This is a genomic window from Pseudooceanicola marinus (assembly GCF_002786295.1).
GTDB classification, from domain to species: Bacteria; Pseudomonadota; Alphaproteobacteria; order Rhodobacterales; family Rhodobacteraceae; genus Pseudooceanicola; species Pseudooceanicola marinus.
Map to the genome: position 1 here is coordinate 278,912 of NZ_PGTC01000015.1, position 16,461 is coordinate 295,372.

18 protein-coding genes are annotated in these 16,461 nt (G+C 68.9%); 6 read left to right on the plus strand and 12 right to left on the minus strand.

Annotated features, from left to right (window positions below; translation table 11 throughout):
- Nucleotides 1-14: 14 nt before the first annotated feature.
- Nucleotides 15-770 (minus strand): GNAT family N-acetyltransferase, encoded by a 756-nt coding sequence (locus CVM50_RS10615; protein ID WP_306372316.1) that lies wholly within the window; start codon nt 768-770, stop codon nt 15-17.
- Nucleotides 767-1,486, minus strand: a complete 720-nt coding sequence (locus CVM50_RS10620; protein ID WP_085889022.1) for a competence/damage-inducible protein A — start codon at nt 1,484-1,486, stop codon at nt 767-769. The genes CVM50_RS10615 and CVM50_RS10620 overlap by 4 nt, the downstream gene beginning before the upstream one ends.
- 49 nt (nt 1,487-1,535) lie before the next feature.
- On the opposite strand from CVM50_RS10620, the gene sfsA reads away from it, so the two are divergent.
- Together sfsA and map are read left to right on the plus strand one after the other, a co-directional pair.
- Nucleotides 1,536-2,243 carry a DNA/RNA nuclease SfsA gene (gene sfsA / locus CVM50_RS10625; RefSeq protein WP_085889021.1) on the plus strand — a complete coding sequence of 236 codons (708 nt, stop codon included), beginning with the start codon at nt 1,536-1,538 and terminating at the stop codon, nt 2,241-2,243.
- A gap of 211 nt (nt 2,244-2,454) precedes the next feature.
- Nucleotides 2,455-3,273 (plus strand): type I methionyl aminopeptidase, encoded by an 819-nt coding sequence (gene map, locus CVM50_RS10630; protein ID WP_286200624.1) that lies wholly within the window; start codon nt 2,455-2,457, stop codon nt 3,271-3,273.
- Nucleotides 3,274-3,449: 176 nt separating this feature from the next.
- On the opposite strand, the gene rsmD is transcribed toward map, so the two are convergent.
- Both rsmD and CVM50_RS10640 read right to left on the minus strand, forming a co-directional pair.
- The gene (rsmD, locus tag CVM50_RS10635; protein WP_085889019.1) at nt 3,450-4,010 is read right to left on the minus strand and encodes a 16S rRNA (guanine(966)-N(2))-methyltransferase RsmD; all 561 of its coding nucleotides are present in this window, start codon (nt 4,008-4,010) and stop codon (nt 3,450-3,452) included.
- Nucleotides 4,007-5,218 (minus strand): NAD(P)/FAD-dependent oxidoreductase, encoded by a 1,212-nt coding sequence (locus CVM50_RS10640; protein ID WP_085889018.1) that lies wholly within the window; start codon nt 5,216-5,218, stop codon nt 4,007-4,009. Before CVM50_RS10640 ends, rsmD begins: the two co-directional genes overlap by 4 nt.
- A gap of 84 nt (nt 5,219-5,302) precedes the next feature.
- Between CVM50_RS10640 and CVM50_RS10645 the strand changes: the two genes are divergently transcribed.
- Nucleotides 5,303-5,788, plus strand: a complete 486-nt coding sequence (locus CVM50_RS10645) for a peroxiredoxin (RefSeq protein ID WP_085889017.1) — start codon at nt 5,303-5,305, stop codon at nt 5,786-5,788.
- 257 nt (nt 5,789-6,045) lie between these two features.
- On the opposite strand, the gene CVM50_RS10650 is transcribed toward CVM50_RS10645, so the two are convergent.
- On the minus strand, nt 6,046-6,561 hold the full coding sequence (locus tag CVM50_RS10650) for a protein-tyrosine phosphatase family protein (RefSeq protein WP_143515626.1): 516 nt from the start codon (nt 6,559-6,561) through the stop codon (nt 6,046-6,048).
- A gap of 196 nt (nt 6,562-6,757) precedes the next feature.
- Here CVM50_RS10650 and CVM50_RS10655 point away from each other — a divergent pair, with 196 nt between their 5' ends.
- A complete protein-coding gene (locus CVM50_RS10655; RefSeq protein ID WP_085889015.1) occupies nt 6,758-7,393 on the plus strand; it encodes a winged helix-turn-helix domain-containing protein in 636 nt (211 codons plus the stop codon).
- A gap of 117 nt (nt 7,394-7,510) precedes the next feature.
- Here CVM50_RS10655 and CVM50_RS10660 read toward each other — a convergent pair whose 3' ends face one another.
- The 7 genes from CVM50_RS10660 to CVM50_RS10690 form a co-directional block, all read right to left on the minus strand.
- Nucleotides 7,511-8,383 carry a mechanosensitive ion channel family protein gene (locus CVM50_RS10660; protein ID WP_085889014.1) on the minus strand — a complete coding sequence of 291 codons (873 nt, stop codon included), beginning with the start codon at nt 8,381-8,383 and terminating at the stop codon, nt 7,511-7,513.
- 2 nt (nt 8,384-8,385) lie between these two features.
- Entirely contained in the window at nt 8,386-8,682 is a 297-nt protein-coding gene (locus CVM50_RS10665) for a 4a-hydroxytetrahydrobiopterin dehydratase (RefSeq protein ID WP_085889013.1), read from the minus strand.
- Nucleotides 8,679-9,917 carry a GNAT family N-acetyltransferase gene (locus tag CVM50_RS10670; protein ID WP_085889012.1) on the minus strand — a complete coding sequence of 413 codons (1,239 nt, stop codon included), beginning with the start codon at nt 9,915-9,917 and terminating at the stop codon, nt 8,679-8,681. The genes CVM50_RS10665 and CVM50_RS10670 overlap by 4 nt, the downstream gene beginning before the upstream one ends.
- A 32-nt stretch (nt 9,918-9,949) precedes the next feature.
- Nucleotides 9,950-10,717 carry a glycerophosphodiester phosphodiesterase family protein gene (locus CVM50_RS10675; protein WP_085889011.1) on the minus strand — a complete coding sequence of 256 codons (768 nt, stop codon included), beginning with the start codon at nt 10,715-10,717 and terminating at the stop codon, nt 9,950-9,952.
- A 1-nt stretch (nt 10,718) separates the two neighbouring features.
- On the minus strand, nt 10,719-11,183 hold the full coding sequence (locus CVM50_RS10680; protein ID WP_085889010.1) for a RidA family protein: 465 nt from the start codon (nt 11,181-11,183) through the stop codon (nt 10,719-10,721).
- Between the two features lie 238 nt (nt 11,184-11,421).
- Entirely contained in the window at nt 11,422-12,732 is a 1,311-nt protein-coding gene (locus CVM50_RS10685) for an HlyD family type I secretion periplasmic adaptor subunit (protein WP_085889009.1), read from the minus strand.
- The gene (locus CVM50_RS10690) at nt 12,729-14,468 is read right to left on the minus strand and encodes a type I secretion system permease/ATPase (RefSeq protein WP_232618219.1); all 1,740 of its coding nucleotides are present in this window, start codon (nt 14,466-14,468) and stop codon (nt 12,729-12,731) included. The genes CVM50_RS10685 and CVM50_RS10690 overlap by 4 nt, the downstream gene beginning before the upstream one ends.
- A gap of 512 nt (nt 14,469-14,980) precedes the next feature.
- On the opposite strand from CVM50_RS10690, the gene CVM50_RS10695 reads away from it, so the two are divergent.
- Nucleotides 14,981-15,829: an MlaA family lipoprotein gene (locus tag CVM50_RS10695; RefSeq protein WP_085889007.1), complete on the plus strand. Its 849-nt coding sequence runs from the start codon at nt 14,981-14,983 to the stop codon at nt 15,827-15,829.
- Nucleotides 15,819-16,430 carry an MlaC/ttg2D family ABC transporter substrate-binding protein gene (locus tag CVM50_RS10700; protein WP_085889006.1) on the plus strand — a complete coding sequence of 204 codons (612 nt, stop codon included), beginning with the start codon at nt 15,819-15,821 and terminating at the stop codon, nt 16,428-16,430. The genes CVM50_RS10695 and CVM50_RS10700 overlap by 11 nt, the downstream gene beginning before the upstream one ends.
- The last annotated feature ends 31 nt before the right edge of the window (nt 16,431-16,461 follow it).

Consider the following 16,461-nt stretch of genomic DNA (forward strand, 5'->3'; position numbering starts at 1 on the left):
GGTGTCTCCTCTCCTCATGACCCCTGACGGTAATGATAGGTGCCGACCTGCGCCATGCCGAGCGCGCGATAAAGTGCGTTTCCGCCGGTATTCGCCCGGGTCACCACCACGGCCAGCTCGCGCGCGCCATGATCGCGGGCCCAGCGGGCGGCGTCGATCATCATCGCGCGGCCCATGCCGCGCCCGCGCACCTCCGGGGCGACCTCCAGCGCGTGCAACATGGCGATATCGCCGTCGATCCCGATATAGGCCGTGCCCCCGGGGCTGTTGTCGTAGCGTCCGATCAGCGAAGTCTTGGGGCAGGTGGCGCGGGCCATCACCTCCAGCCGGGCCGGGCCGATGCCGCCGGCGGCCCAGATCTCGCGCTGGATCGCCAGCGGCTCCCAGGCGGTCAGGCTGACCCGTTCGGGGCTGGCGCCCTTGCCCAGCTCCGCCAGCTCGGCCGTGGCGCGGGCATAGATCCACACCGGGTCGACGACGGTATAGCCGCGCGCCTCCAGCGCCGCGTCCAGCGCCGCATCCCCCGGTCGGAGGGAGAAGAGCGGCACCTGGCTCATCTCGCGCATTGCCGCCTCGGCGGCGTCGATCTGGGCCGCCGTCACCTCGCCGCGCAGGGCGGAGGCGGAGGAGACACGCTTGCCCCCGCCACCGCCGCGGCGCAGCAGGAAGGGATCGGCGCGGCGGATCTCGGCGGGGGGCCAGGTGGTATCAACCACCGACATCATCTCCTCGGTGCGGTCCGGGGCCTGCGCGGGGTCGGTCCCGGTCACGGGAACATCCCGGCCAGTTCGGACATGGCGGCATCGACGCGGGCGCCATCGGTGCCACGGATGACGATATTGGCGCCGTAGACCCCGTCCCGCTGGTAGGGGTAGCTGCCGATGGACAGATCCGGGTAGCGTTCCGCCAGGGCCGCCAGTGGCCCCGCGATCTCCCCCTCGCCGCGCTCGATGCGCAGGTTCTGCGACATCAGCGGCGTGCCCCCGGTCAGCGTCGGCAGCACGGTGGCCACCATCGCCTCGAAGACGGCGGGCACACCGGCCATGACATGCACGTTCTCGATGGTGAAACCGGGCGCGATGGAGACCGGGTTGTCGATCAGCCGGGCGCCGGCCGGGATGCGCGCCATGCGCAGGCGGGCCTCGTTCACCTCGACGCCGCGGGCTTCCCAGTGGGCCACCAGCAGGTCGCGGGCATCGTCGCGCACGTCGATGCTGCGTCCGAAGGCCTCAGCCACGCAATCGGCGGTGATGTCGTCATGGGTCGGTCCGATCCCGCCGGAGGTGAAGACGCTGTCGTACCTGTCCGACAGATCCCGCACCGCGCCGACGATGGCGGCCTGATCGTCGGAGACCACGCGCACCTCCATCAGGTCGATCCCCACCTTGGTCAGTTCGCAGGCCAGGTGGTGCATGTTCGCGTCCCGGGTGCGGCCCGACAGGATCTCGTCGCCGATCACGATCATCGCGGCTGTGGGGTTGCCCATGACACCTCTCCTTGCTTCTGGTGGGTGGACAAAGCTATAGGCCCGCACCATGCGCTTTCAAACCCCTCTTCTGCCCGCGACGTTAGTGCGCCGATACAAGCGGTTCCTGGCCGATATCCGGCTGGAGGACGGGCAGGAGGTGACGGCCCATTGCGCCAACCCCGGCTCAATGATGGGGCTGGCGGAACCCGGCAGCCGCATCTGGGTGGAGCCCAACGACGATCCGAAAAAGAAGCTGAAATACGGCTGGCGGCTGGTGGAACATGCCGATGGCCATTTCACCGGCGTCGATACCGCCGTGCCCAATCGCGCCCTGCGCGAGGCGCTGCTGGCGGGCGGCGTGCCGGGGCTGGACGGTTACGCCAGCGTGCGCCCGGAACAGAAGTACGGCGAGAAGAGCCGCATCGATTTCCTGCTGAGCGATCCGGCGCGGGCCGATTGTTATGTCGAGGTGAAGTCGGTGACCCTGTCGCGCCAGCCCGGCCTGGCCGAGTTCCCCGACAGCGTGACTGCGCGCGGGCTGAAGCATTTGCAGGAACTGGCGCAGATGGCCCAGGCGGGGCACCGCGCGGTGATGCTGTTCCTGGTGCAGCGCACAGATGCGGAACGCACGGGCCTGGCGGCCGACATCGACCCGGCCTATGCCGCCGGTTTCGCCGCCGCCCGCGCCGCAGGCGTCGAGGTGCTGGCCTTTGGCTGCAACATTTCTCCGCAGGAGATCACCCTGGGGGCGCCCCTGCCTGCGCCAGAGGACTGAGGGGGCGGCCTTGATCCAATCGCCCCCCTCGGACGGGGCGGCGCTACCGTCAACCGCTCATGGCCGGCGTCGCAGCTGGCTCCGCTCTCTGGCCTTTCCGGGCAAAAGCGCTTATTTCTGCCCCCGACGCGCATAGCGCCCCGCGCCGCCCTTCGGGGGCCGGTCGCCCGGGTCCGCGCGCCCTATGGGCAAGATTTCAGGGAATATGGTTTTGGAACAGGAACACAAAGGCCGCACGACGCGCGAAGGCATCCGGATTCACGACGCCTCGGATTTCGAGGGCATGCGCAAGGCAGGCGCCGTTGCGGCGCAGATCCTCGATGACGTGATCCCGATGATCGAACCGGGCCGGACCACCGCCGAGATCGACAAGTTCATCGAGGACAAGGTGACGGAATACGGCACCACCTCGGCCACCATCGGCTATCGCGGCTATCAGCACGCCTCCTGCATCTCGATCAATCATGTGGTCTGTCACGGCATCCCGGGCGAGAAGAAGCTGAAGGATGGCGACATCCTGAACATCGACGTGACGGTGATCCTGGACGGCTGGTACGGTGACAGTTCCCGCATGTACGTGGCCGGCAAGCTGTCCCGCAAGGCGGAGCGGCTGCTGCAGGTGACCCACGACAGCCTGATGATCGGCATCGAGGCGGTGAAGCCCGGCAATACCTTCGGCGACATCGGCCATGCGATCCAGACCTATGTCGAGGCGCACCGCATGTCGGTGGTGCGCGACTTCTGCGGCCATGGGCTGGGCCAGGTGTTCCACGCACCGCCGAACGTGCTGCACTATGGCCGTCCGGGCACCGGCGCGGTGCTGGAGGAGGGCATGTTCTTTACCATCGAGCCGATGGTCAACCTGGGCCGCGCCGAGACCAAGGTGCTGTCGGACGACTGGACCGCAGTTACCCGCGATAAGTCGCTGTCGGCGCAGTTCGAGCATTCGCTGGGCGTGACCGCGGACGGCTGCGAGATCTTCACCCTTTCGCCCGGTGGCCTGTTCCACCCAACCTACGCGCAGAGCTGAGACTCGGCGAATTTGGCCTGAGACGGCGGCCTGTCCCTGTGGGGCGGGCCGTTTTGCGTCTGGAGAGGGGGAGGGGGCGCTGCCCCCTCTTGAGCCTGCGGCTCAATTCACCCCCGGAGTATTTTTGACGAAGTGAAGGCAGGGTCGGGGGGCCTGGCGGGCAGGCTGCGCGCGTCTCAGGCCTTTTCGAGGAAGGTCATCGCGCTGTCGCCGAAGCGGCGGCGATCGAGGATGTCCCAACCCTCGGGCGGGGTGATCTCGGCGCTTTCTTCCCAGACGATCAGGGCACTGTCGTCGATCCAACCTTGGGAGAGCGCGCTGGCCAGGGCCGGTTCGCCCAGCGACTTGCCATAGGGAGGGTCGAGGAAGACCATAGTCGCGGGGGCGTCGGTATGGGGGGGCAGGCGGGTGGCGTTGACGCGCAGGATCTTCGTGCGGTCCTTCACCCCCAGTTCGCGGATATTCTCGGCCAGCAGGCGCCCGGCGACGCGGCCATCGTCGACGAAGGTGGCCTGCGCCGCGCCGCGCGACAGGGCTTCCAGCCCCAGGGCGCCGGTGCCGGCGAAAAGATCCAGCACCACCGCCCCCTCCAGCGGGTCGCCGAAGCGGCCGCCGGTCAGGATCGAGAACAGGCTTTCGCGCACCCGGTCCGTGGTGGGGCGCAGATGGGCGCCCGCGTCGCCCTTGCCGAGCGCCGCCAGGCGGCGGCCGCGGAACTCTCCGGCGATGATCCTCATGGGGTCAGAAGCTCCTTCAGGTTGGTGGCGGGATCGGCGATGCGCGTCGGGTCGGCGCTGCGGCCCGCCTCGATCAGGCGCTTGCCCACCATGTAGCCGCGCGGGTCGTTCATCGCGTCGACGGCCAGGAGCTGGTCACCGGCGTAGTACCAGTGCGACCGCGCGCCCCGGTCGTCGCGGCGCGTGACCAGCCGGTCATAGCCGGTCGACAGGCCCGCGATCTGCAGCTTCACGTCGTATTGGTCGGACCAGAACCAGGGGTGGGGCGCATAGTCTCGCCCGGCGCCCAGCATGTTGTCGGCGACACATTCGGCCATGTCGATCGCGTTCTGCACACTTTCCAGCCGCAGCCGCCCGGTGCCGCGCGGGAGGCTGGCACAATCGCCCGCCGCCCAGATATGCGGATCCGACGTGCGGCCCGTCGCGTCGCAGGCGATGCCGTTGTCGAGCAACAGGCCCGCCTCTTCGGCCAACCGCGTCCGGGGCAGGATGCCGGTGCCGACGATCACCAGGTCCAGATCCAGATGCGTGCCGTCGCTGAGGATGGCGCCGCTGGCCGCGCCCTCGCCCAGCAGACGTTCCAGGCCGGTGCCTTCGCGGATGCTCACGCCGTTGGCCAGGTGCAGCGCGCGGAAATAGGCGGCGGTTTCGGGCGCGGCGACACGGCCCAGGATCCGCTCGGCCTGTTCGATCAGGGTGACCTGCAGGCCCTTCTGTGCGGCCACCGCCGCGGCCTCCAGCCCGATGTAGCCGCCGCCGACGATCAGGACGCGGGCGCCGTGCACCACATGGGGCGCCAGCCGGCGGATGTCATCCAGGGTGCGGATGCTGAAAACGTTGCTGAGGTCCCCCCCGATGGCGCCGGGCAGGGGGCGCGGCCGCGCGCCGGTGGTCAGGGCCAGCTTGTCGTAGGTCACGACCTCGCCGTCCTTCAGGACGATCTCGCGGGCGGCGGGCAGGACGGCCTGGACCTGGCATCCGGGGCGCAGGGTGATGCCGTTTTCGGCGTACCAGGCCTCGGGCCGCAGGTAGAGCCGCTCTTCGGCCATCTCGCCCAGCAGGAACTTCTTCGACAGGGGCGGGCGCTGATAGGGGGGCACGGGTTCATCGCCCAGCAGGGTGATCTGGCCGTCGAAGCCCTGCGCGCGCAGGCGGGCCACCAGGCTGGCGCCAGCCTGACCGGCCCCGATCACGGCAAAATGGCTCACTTTTTCACCTCCCCGCTGGTTGTCGGCGCGCAGGCAGCTATAGTCCTTCGCAGGGAAAACGCAAATCAACCACAGGACGGACAGATGACCATTTCCACCGGCGATACGCTCCCCGAGGCGACCCTGCTGATCATGACCGATCAGGGCCCGACGCCCGTGTCCCTGGCCGAGAAGACCAAGGGCCGGAAGGTCGCGCTCTTCGGGTTGCCCGGCGCCTTCACCGGCGTCTGCACCACCGCCCATGTGCCCAGCTTCCTGCGCAACGCGCCCGCCTTCGCCGAAAAGGGCGTGGACGAGATCATCTGCATCTCGGTCAACGATCCCTTCGTGATGGCCGCCTGGGCCGGTGCCACCGGCGCGGACGAGGCGATCACCTTCCTGGCCGATGCCCAGTCGGAGCTGACCAAGGCCCTGGGCCTGGACTTCTCCGCCCCGCCAGCGGGCCTGATCGACCGCTGCAAGCGGTTCTCGATGCTGGTCGAGGATGGCGTGGTGAAGGTGCTGCACCTGGAAGAGAACCCCGGTGCCTGCGAGATTTCCGCCGGCGAGACCCTTCTGGCCGAGCTGTAACTCTGCGCGCCGCTCCCGACGGGCGCGGTGACAGAGCTGCATGAAATGAGAACACCCGGAGCCTTGGTGGAGGCTCCGGGCGCTTTTGAAGGGCCGCAGTCCCGATACGGCGCTTCTACCCCGTCCGCACCTGGGCGCGCGGGTATGTCCCCTCCCCGGCAGGCCCTTGCAAATGGATCGGTGCGGTCCGCCATCTCCCGGTGTGCCCAGAAGCGTGACGCAAGATCAGGCTAAACTGTATACAGGTGGATGGTCAATCACTTGTTTGAATGCGAATGTTGGCCAGGGGTCGTGCCGACGGCGGCGGGGGCGCGCGATTGCAGGAACTGCAGCTGCGCCTCGCTTTCAACGGCGTCCTCGAAATGGCTGCGGACCAGCGCAACGGCGGCAGAGGCGTCCAGCCCCTGTTCGATCAGCAGCCAGGCGGCAGTCAGCCCGCTGCGCCCGGCACCATACTGGCAGCAAGCGGCGATGCGTCCGCCCTCGGCCATGATGCGGTGCAGGGTGGGGCCCAGGTCGGCCCACTCCTGCAGGAAGCCGGCATCGGGCGCGTGAAAATCCACCACCGGCAGGAACAGCCCCTCGATCCCGTGGCGCGCCAGTTGCGCGCGTAGCAAGGCGAAGCTGCCCCCGGGCAGTTCGCGTTCCTCGGGCAGGACCAGCAGCAGACGGACCCCGTGATCGGCCAGATCGGCGAAGGTGTCCTCCAGCGCGATCGGGTCGATGTAGCCGCTGCCGTCCACCCCGGTTTCCAGGCCCGGAAACCCGGTCATCAGGCAGGCGCCCCCCCGGGGCATGGGAATGGCGGCCCTGACGGCAGAGCTGTCACGAGTGGCAATCCGCACTGAAATCTCCTTCAAAAGTTGCCCATTGCTTGCCAAGCTCAACCCAAAGGGACATAAATATCCCCTGCTGTGAACGCTTTTTCGAAGGAACGGGCCGCGTGGCCGCGTACGAGTGACCTGAACGATGCGCAAGACCAACGCCGAGATCGCCGCCGAGGTCCGAGAACGGATCTGCCTGAACGGGGGCGCCGGCGAAATTCTGCTGCACGAGGGACAGCTGGCCACGGAGTTCGGGGTGTCGCGCACGCCGATCCGCCAGGTCTTGCAGATGCTGGCCTATGAAAACCTGGTCGAGACCCGCTCCGGCATCGGCACCATCGCCACCCCGCTGGATCCCGGCAAGATGGAGGCCGATTTCCGCGCCTTCGCTGCCATCCTCACCGCCTGCGGCAAATGCCCGACCGATCAGGAACACGTCGCGGGGCAGGTCCTGGACCGGCTGCGGGATGCACGGCGTTTTCTGGACCGCTCGGCGGGTCCTGATTCCGCGCTGATCCGGGCGCTGTCAGCCTACCTGGAGGCGACGGTCTGGCTGGTGGGCGATCATATCCTGGCCACCGCCCTGCGATCCGCCTACTGGCGGCAGGTCCGCTGGGGGCTGCATCCCGACCGGCCGAAGCTGGATGATCGCTTCGTGATCTTCCGGGACAGGCTGGACGATTGCGTAGCCTTGGCGGAGGCCGGGGATCCTGCCCCGCTGTTGGCCAAGCTGACCGAGCTGCCGGTGTCGCACATGACGGGACTCGCCCCCCAGGGCTGAGGGCGGGCCGGACGCGGGGCGCCGCGCATCCGCGCCTCGTCCTGACAGCGAGGCGCAACGAAAAAGGGGGCCGCGATGGCCCCCTTTCGTTTGTCGCAGGTGCAAAGCCGCCCTGGCTCAGTCCTTCTTGCCAGCCTCGACATCGGGCTGCAGCAGGGTACGCGTGGGGAAGGGGATGTCGACACCGCCTTCGTCCAGCGCCTCTTTCACCTTGCGCTTCATGTCCGCCTGGAAGGCGAAGAATTCGCCGCTGTCGCACCAGACGCGCACCAGGAAATCGACGCTGAAATCGCCCAGGTTGTTCACCTGGATGAAGGGCTCGGGCGTCTTGTGGGCGCGGGGATCGGACAGGATCGTGTCGCGGATGATCTGCTCGGCATCCTTCAGGTTGGCGCCGTAGCCCACGCCGAAGGTCCATTCCGCGCGGCGCGTCGGGTAGATCGAGTAGTTGACGATCGTGTTCCCCCAGACCTCGCTGTTGGGAATGATGATCTGGGTGTTGGACAGGCTCGCCAGCTCGGTGAAGTTCAGGCTGATATTCTTCACCGTGCCCATCTGGCCGTTTACCTCGACGAAGTCGCCGTTCTTGATCGGTCGGAAGAAGATGATCATCACGCCCGCGGCCACGTTCGACAGGGTGCCCTGCAGGGCCAGACCGATGGCCAGGCCGGCGGCACCGATGACGGCGACGACGCTGGTGGTCTGCACCCCGAAGGTGTTCAGCACGAAGAGGAAGGCAAAGGCGATGATCGCATAGCGCAGGATCGATCCCAGGAACTCGAACAGCGTGTCATCCAACTGTTCGTAGCGTTCCGAGATATGGGTGATCCGCCGCTTCGCCCAGCCGGCGATGAAGAGGCCCACGAAGAGGATGACCAGCGCGGCCAGCACATTGCCGACGATGCCGGCGAGGAAATCCAGGGTCAGAAGATCGCCCAGGGTTCGTCCGTTCCAGATTTCGGTTTGCAGCAGGCCGTTCAGGCTATCCATGTTCATTGCGCCAATTGATCCATTTTTCGTGCAAGTTTCGCGTCAGCTGCCGTGATGCCGCCCATGTCATGGGTGGTCAAGCGCACAGTGACCGTCTTGTAGACATTGCTCCAGTCCGGGTGGTGGTCCCACTTCTCCGCCCAGAGGGCGGCCCGGGTCATGAAGGCGAAGGCCTCGGTGAAATCGGCGAAGGTGAAGGTCTTGACCAGCACATCGCCGTCACGCTCGACCTCCCAGCCGGTGTCGAAGAGGGGCCCCAGCAGGGTTGCCCTTACGGATTCGTCGAGAATTTCAGTCACTCCTGTTCCTCCTGTCTGTCGCGGCGGAAGGGGCCGTAGGCGGTCAGGACCTCGATGTCCTCGTCCACGGCTCGGGCTTCGGCCTCCAGGTATTGCGCGATGGCGCGGGCAAAGCCCTGATCGGCAACCCAGTGGACCGAATGGGTGACGCTGGGCATGTAGCCCCGCGCCAGTTTGTGTTCGCCCTGCGCTCCGGCCTCGACCCGTTTCAGCCCGCGGGCGATGGCGGCGTCGATGGCCTGATAGTAGCACAGTTCGAAATGCAGGCAGGGATGGTGCTCCAGCGCGCCCCAGTAGCGGCCGAAGAGCGCCTCGCGCCCGATAAAGTTCAGCGCCCCCGCGACGGGCGCACCGTCGCGCAGGGCCAGCACCAGCAGCACGTCGTCGCGCATACGTTCCTGCACCAGGTCGAAGAAGGCGCGCGTCAGGTAGGGCGTGCCCCATTTGCGCGCGCCGGTGTCCTGGTAGAAGTCCCAGAAGGCGTCCCAGTGTTCGGGGCGCAGGGCGTCGCCGGTCAGGGCCAGGATCTCGCCGCCGAAGGCCTGGGCCTGGGCGCGTTCCTTGCGGATGTTCTTGCGCTTGCGCGAGCTGAGGTGCGACAGGAAGTCGTCGAAATCGCTGTAGCCCTCGTTCAGCCAGTGGAACTGCTGGCTGGTGCGGTGCATCAGCCCCATGGCCTTGGCGGCCAGCGCCTCTCCTTCCGTGCAGAAAGTGGCATGCAGGCTGGACAGCCCGTTGTCGGCGGCGATTTGCACCGCGCCCTGGACCAGCGCCCCCATGCCCGCCGCCTCATGCCCCGGTTTCACCAGGAAGCGGCGGCCCGTGGCGGGGGTGAAGGGCACGGCGATCTGCAGCTTGGGGTAATATGCGCCGCCGGCCTGTTCATAGGCATGGGCCCAGTTGAAATCGAAGATGTATTCGCCCTGGCTGTGCCCCTTGGCATAAAGCGGCGCCACGGCGATCAGCTCGCCGCCCTGGCGGGCCAGCAGGTAGTGCGGCTCCCACCCCGTGCCGGGGCCGACGGATCCGCTGTCTTCCAGCGTTTTCAGGAAGCGCCAGGTGGTGAAGGGATCGACAGGCGGGCCGCCGTCCGCGGCCTCGGGACAGGCGCAGCCGTCCCACTCGGCCTCGGCAATGCCGCCAAGGCTGTTGAGCGTGCTAATCTCGATCTCTGCCGCGGCGTCGGGGGCGGTGTCGGCAGCGGTCGGGTCCTGGGTGGGGTCGGGGCGTTCCATTTCGCGATAATCTGGCGCGCCCCGCCCGGTGTTCAAGCGGGAACTTCGGCCGCGTAGTGCTCGAAGGTCACATTGTCGGCATGCATCCGCGCCTGTGCCTCTTCCTCCGCCGAGCGGATGGTCCAGCAGAAGACCGGCAGGCCCTTCGCGCGCAGGGCCGTGACACTGTCGCGGGTCAGGTCCTTCCATTCGTGGCTGATGAAGGACGCCCCCGTCGGTTCGACCGCGCCCAGGGCCTGCATGTAGGCCTTCTCCTCCGCCGAGAGATGGGCGAAATGCTCTCCCTCGTAGGCGCAGGTGGTCAGGCCGCGGGGCCAGTCGGGGGCCAGTTCGGCCAGGCGGCCGACCATGCGGGGGTTGAAGGACATGAAGGCCAGCGGCCCGTCATAGCCTTCGACCAGCTGGGCGGCGCGGGCCTCCAGCGTGCCGGGGGCATGGGCGCTGCGCCCGTCCTGGTCCTTCAGCTCCACCAGCAGGGGCACACGGCCCGCGACCTGGGTCAGGACCTCGGCGAAGGTCGGAATGCCGGCCTTGCCGCCCGCCAGCGGGATGGCGGACAGCGTCGCCGCGTCCCGGGCGTCCACGTCGCCCGTCTCCGCCGTTACCCGGTCCAGCGTGTAGTCGTGAAAGACCACCGCCTCGCCGTCCGACGACAGCTGCAGGTCGATCTCGATCCCGTAGCCTGCCGCCACGGCCGCCTCGATCGCCTCGCGGCTGTTCTCGGGGCGGCCCGCGTCCCGGTCATGGTAGGCCCGGTGGGCGATCGGCAGGCGCAGGAAGTCCTGGGGCAGGGCCGTCATGTCATTCGATCTCGAAGATGCCTTCGATCTCGACCGCGACGCCGAAGGGCAGCGATGCGGCGGAGACGGCAGAGCGGGCGTGGCGGCCGGCGTCGCCCAGCACCTCGACCAGGAAGTCGGAAGCGCCGTTGACCACCTTGGGCTGGTCGCCGAAGTCCAGCGTCGAGTTGACGAAGCCGGTCAGCTTCACCGCGCGCTTCAGCTTGGTGAAATCGCCCCCGCAGGCGGCTTTCACCTGGGCCAGAAGGCCGATGGCACACAGCTTGGCGGCGGCGGCGCCGGCCTCGACATCCATGTTGTCGCCCAGCTTGCCCTTCACCAGGCCGCTGGCGTCCATGCTGACCTGGCCGGAGATGTGCAGCAGGTTGCCGACCTGCACGAAGGGCACGTAGTTGGCGGCCGGGGCGGCGGCGTCGGGCAGGGTCACGCCCAGCTCTGCCAGGCGGGTTTCGATCGCATTGCTCATGGGTAGCTCCTCTCAGGCTGTCGGCCGCGACGCTAGCGGGCGAACCTGCGATTGCAAGCCCAAAGGCCCGTCTGAGGCGAGGCGTTGCGGATCGGCCATGCGCCGCCGAAGGGAGGGGGGCTGGCGCGCGGTGGCTGACTGGCCGAAGCAGGTGATCCGCCGAGGCGGTGCCCATGGCCGGAGCGCCCGAACCGGACGCGTGTCGTGGCGGGCAGTCTCCTTTAGCGCGACGGAATGGCTATTCGACAAAGGCGCGGGCCAGGTAGTCGCCGAAGGGTTTCACCAGGTAGGCCAGCGGCGTGCGGTCCTCGGTGCGCAGGAAGGCCTCCACCGGCATGCCGGGGATCAGCACCAGCCCCTCGGGCAGCTGGTCGCGCTCACCCTCGGCCAGGCGGATCTCGGCCCGGTAGAAGTTGCGCCCCGTGACCTCGTCGGTGAAGGCGTCTGCGGAGATGCGGGTCAGCGTGCCGGACAGCTCGGGCGTGGTACGTCGGTCGAAGCCGGAAAACCGCAGCCGCACCTCCTGGCCCAGGTGCAGGGCGTCGACGTGGATCGGTTCGACCCGGGCGGCGATCAGCAGCGGCCGGTCCTGCGGCACGAGGTAGAGCAGCGGTTCCGCCGGGCGGATGACCGCGCCGGGGCCGAAGACGCGCAGCCCGTGGACGACGCCGGCGACCGGCGCCGTGATTTCCAGCCGGTCGAGGCGATCGCGCAGGGCGCGGCGGCGCTCGGCCAGCTCCAGTTCGCGCACGCGCAGGTCGCGCAGCGTGGCGATGGCCTCCTCGCGGCGGGCGGTGGCGCGGGCCAGGATCTGCAGCTCGATCTCGGTGATGCGTCCCTCGGCCTCGGCGCGGGCCGCGGCCAGCTCGCCCAGCTGGCCCTCCTGCCGGGCGGCCTCGCGGCGCAGGGCCAGAACGCGGGCCAGCTGGCTCAACCCGCGGTCCAGCAGGTCCTGCTGCACCGCCAGCTCTTCTCCGATCAGCGCGGCCTGGGTGCCAAGCGCCGCTTCCTGGGCGCGCAGGCCCGACAGCTGGGCCCGGATCTGGCCCTGACGCTTCTCCAGCTGGGCCACCTCCTGCGCGGCGGCCTCGCGCCGGGTCAGCAGCAGGCGGCGCTGACCTTCCATCAGCGCACGGACCTCCGGGGTGGCGCTGGTCGTCAGTTCGGGATCGAAACGGGGGACGTCCAGCCCGTCCCGTTCAGCCTCCAGCCGGGCGCGCCGGGCCATCAGCTCATGCAGCTGCCCCTCGACGATGGCCAGCTCCGAACGCAGCGCCCCGGCGTCGAGCCGCGCCAGCGTGGCGCCGCGCCGGACCGTCTGGCCCTCTTCGACCAGCATCTGGTCGACCCGGCCGCCATCGGCGTGCTGCACGACCTGGCGATTGCTTTCGACCTCGATCTGGCCCGGGGCGATTACCGCGCCGGCGATCTGGGTCAGCACCGACCAGCCGCCGAAGCCGCCGATCAGCAGCGCCAGGGTCAACAGCCCTGCGATGACCGGGCCGCGGACGACCAGGGGATCGGGGCCTTGCCCGTCGCGGCGGCTCATCGCAGGCCCCCGGCGCCGCTGCCGGCACTGGCCTGGATCTGGCTGTGGTTGGCGACCACCTTGCGCAGCACCTCGTCGCGGGGGCCGAAGGCGACCCGCTGGCCGTGGTCGAGCATCAGCAGCAGGTCGCATTCCTGGATCGCCGCCGGCCGGTGCGCCATGATCAGCACCGCGCCCCCCTCGTCCCTGAGGGCGCGGATCGCCTGGTTGAGCGCCTGGCTGCCCTCGTTGTCGAGGTTGGAATTGGGTTCATCCAGCACCAGCAGGACCGGCCTGCCGTAAAGGGCGCGGGCCAGGCCGATGCGCTGGATCTGCCCGCCCGACAGCCGCCCGCCACGGGGGCTGACCCGGGTGTCGTAGCCCTCGGGCATCTTGACGATCATCTCGTGAGCATCGGCCTTCTGCGCCGCGGCGACGACAGCGACATCGTCGGGGTGTTCGGCCATGCGCGCGATGTTCTCGGCGATCGTCCCCTCGAACAGTTCCACCCGTTGCGGCAGGTAGCCGATCAGCGTGCCGCGCGTTTCGGGATCGTATTGATCCAGCGTCGCGCCATCCAGCCGGATCGTGCCGCCCGCGCAGGGCCATGCGCCGGTCAGGGCGCGCGCCAGCGTCGACTTGCCCGCGCCGGAGGGGCCGATGACGCCGCAGGCCTGACCCGGGGAAAGCGTGAAGGAGACCATGCGCAGGGCCGCCTGCCGGTCGCCCGGGGGCACGATGCTGGCCTGGGCGACCTCCAGCCGGGCCCTGGGGCGGGGCAGGGCGGTTTGCGGCGGCGCTGGCGGCGCCTCTCCCAGCAGGGTGGCGAGCGAGACCCAGCCCCGGCGCGCGCGGCTCATCAGCGGCCACTGGCCGACCAGGGTTTCCACCGGGGCCAGCGCCCGGCCCAGCAGGACGGACCCGGCGATCATGGCGCCCGGCGACAGCAGTTCCTGCAGGGCCAGCCAGGCGCCCAGGCCCAGCATTGCCGATTGCAGGAAGAGGCGCAGCGCCCGGCTCATCGCGGTCAGCGCGGAGGTCAGATCGGCGGCGCCGGTCATCTGCGACAGCGCGTCCGATCGCAGGTGCTGCCAGCGGCGCCAGGCGGCGCCCTGCATGCCCATGGCGCGCACCAGACCGGCCTCGGCGCGCATCTGGTCGGCCTGGGCCTGTGCGGCGAACCCTGCCGACAGCCCCGCCGCCTGGCGCTCGCGGCCGAAGCCCTGGCCCAGGGCCGCCAGCACCACCAGCGCCGCGCCGCCGCCAAGGGCCAGCAGGCCGAGGGCCGGGTGGAAGAGGGCGATGCCGCCGAGGAAGACCGGTGTCCAGGGCAGATCGGCAAGGGCGGCGGGCACCGGCGAGCTGAGAAGGGCGCGAATCGCGTCGAGATCCTGCAGCGCCGTCTCCGCCCGGGGATCGCGCCGGTCGGAGGCGCGCAGCAGGGCCGCCTCGTAGACCCGCCGGTCCAGGCGTGCCTGGAAGCGCGCACCGATCCGCGCCATTAGCCGCGCCCGCGCCCCGTCGAGCACGCCCATGACGGCGAAGAGGAAGGCCACCAGCGCCGTCAGCGCGATCAGCGTCTCGACCGAGCGGGACGACAGCACCCGATCATAGACCAGCAGCATGTAGAGCGGCCCTGTCAGCATCAGCAGGTTGCAGAAGACGGAAAACAGTCCGACCAGCCAGTAGAGGTGCCTGTTCTCGGCCCTGATCCGGCGCAGTTCCCTCGCGCCTGCCTGCCGCTGGTCTGTCGTCACGCGCCGCTCCTTTCTGATTGCGGGCTGCCTGTTCTCCAGGTGTCTGTTCTCCAGGTGCCTGCTGCGCAGGCATCTGTCGCGAAACGCTGCCATTTGCGTCCTCTCGGGCCGTCGACCGACGCCGCAGGCTGCGAGGTCCGCAATCCGGAGCGCGCCGGGGCACCCCTTCAATCCTGCCTTGCGCACGCCCGCGCAGGGCGTTGCGCGGAAATGCCCGGTTTCCCTCGCGCCGCCCGTGCCTTACCTCCGGCCTGTAAGCTCGGGGTGCAGTCAGAGTTGGCCCACCAGCCCGGCACCACGGTGCAGATCCATGGACGACACGCTGCGATACCGGCGTTTCGGCCCGGTCCGCGAGTGGCGGCTTGTCGCTTTGCGGCCACAACCCCGCGTTCGGGGTATTTGCAGCTATGGCACCTGAGCCTTTAAAGAATAGATAAAGCCTGTCCGGCATCCTGCGCCCGGGCCCGCCCTATTGCCCGCCAGTCGATACCATTGAAACGAGATCGCCATTCATGACACAGCCAAGCCCGACCCCCGCCGCGCGCCGTGCCCTGCGGTCTCTAGCGCCCTCCCTGGCCGGCCTCGCCTTGCTGGCTGCTGCCGGCTGCAGCACGCCGGAGCCGGGCAGCGTGACCCGCGCGGGGGAGCCCTATGACCCCTACGAGGCGCAGAACCGCCAGGTGCATGCCTTCAACAAGGGGCTCGACCGGGCCGTGGTCCGTCCCGTGGGTGTGACCTATGCGACCGTCGTGCCCGAGCCGGTGAACGAGATGGTGGGCAATTTCGCCAACAACCTCGGCACCCCTGCGGACGTGGTGAACAACCTGCTGCAGGCCCGGTTCGAGAATGCGGCGGTGAACACGGTCCGCTTCGTGATGAACTCGACCATCGGCGTCGGCGGCCTGCTGGATGCGGCCACCGCCTTCGGCATCGCGCCGCGCGACACCGACTTCGGCGAGACGCTGGCCATCTGGGGCGTGCCCCAGGGCGCCTATCAGGAGCTGCCGGTCCTCGGCCCCTCGACCGAGCGGGCAACCGCGGGGATGATCGTCGACCTGGCGACCAACCCGCTGAACACCGCGCTGGATGCCTCGCAGCGACGGCTGAAGCGCGGCAGCGCCGTTGTCAGCCGGGTGGGGGAACGCGGCTACCGGGCCGAAACGGTTGATTCGATCCTCCAGAACAGCGCCGACAGCTACTCACAGCTGCGCCTGATCTACCTGCAAAATCGTCGCCACCAACTTGGCGATGCGCAGGAGGAGGCCTATGTGGACCCCTATGATGAGAACGGGACGGACAGCGATGCGGCCTATATCGACCCTTATGCGGATGACCTCTACATTGACCCCTATGCGGAGTGAGCGGATCTCGCGCCGGGCGGTGCTGACCGGCCTGGCCGGTCTCTCGGCGGCAGCGCTTCTGCCGGCGGCACCGGCCCGCGCGCTAAGCGCGTCGCAGGCCACGCAGCTGGTCGACCGCGTCGTGGCGGAGATCAACGTCGTGATCAACTCGGGCGGCTCCGAGGCGCAGATGATCCCTCAGTTCGAGGCGATGCTGCGCCGCTATGCCGATGTCACGGCCATCGCGCGCACCTGCCTCGGGCCGGAGGCGCGCAGCCTGTCCTCCGGCGAGCTGGCGGCCTTCACCGAGGCCTTCACCGGCTACATCGCCCGCAAGTACGGCAAGCGGTTCCGCGAATTCATCGGTGCCCAGATCACCGTGACCGGCGCCGAACCCTACCGTGATCGCTTCATCGTCAAGACGGTGTTCAACCTGCGCGGCCAGGCGCCTTTCGACGTGGATTTCCTGGTGGCGGAACGCGGCGGCAACAGGCTCTTCTACGAGATGATCATCGAGGGCGTGTCGATGCTGGCCACCGAACGGTCCGAGATCGGCGCCATGCTGGATGCGCAGCGCGGCGACGTGGGCGCGCTGACGGCGCATCTGCGGCGCGCGGGCTAGGCCCCCCAGGGGCGCCCGGCCGGGCCCTAAC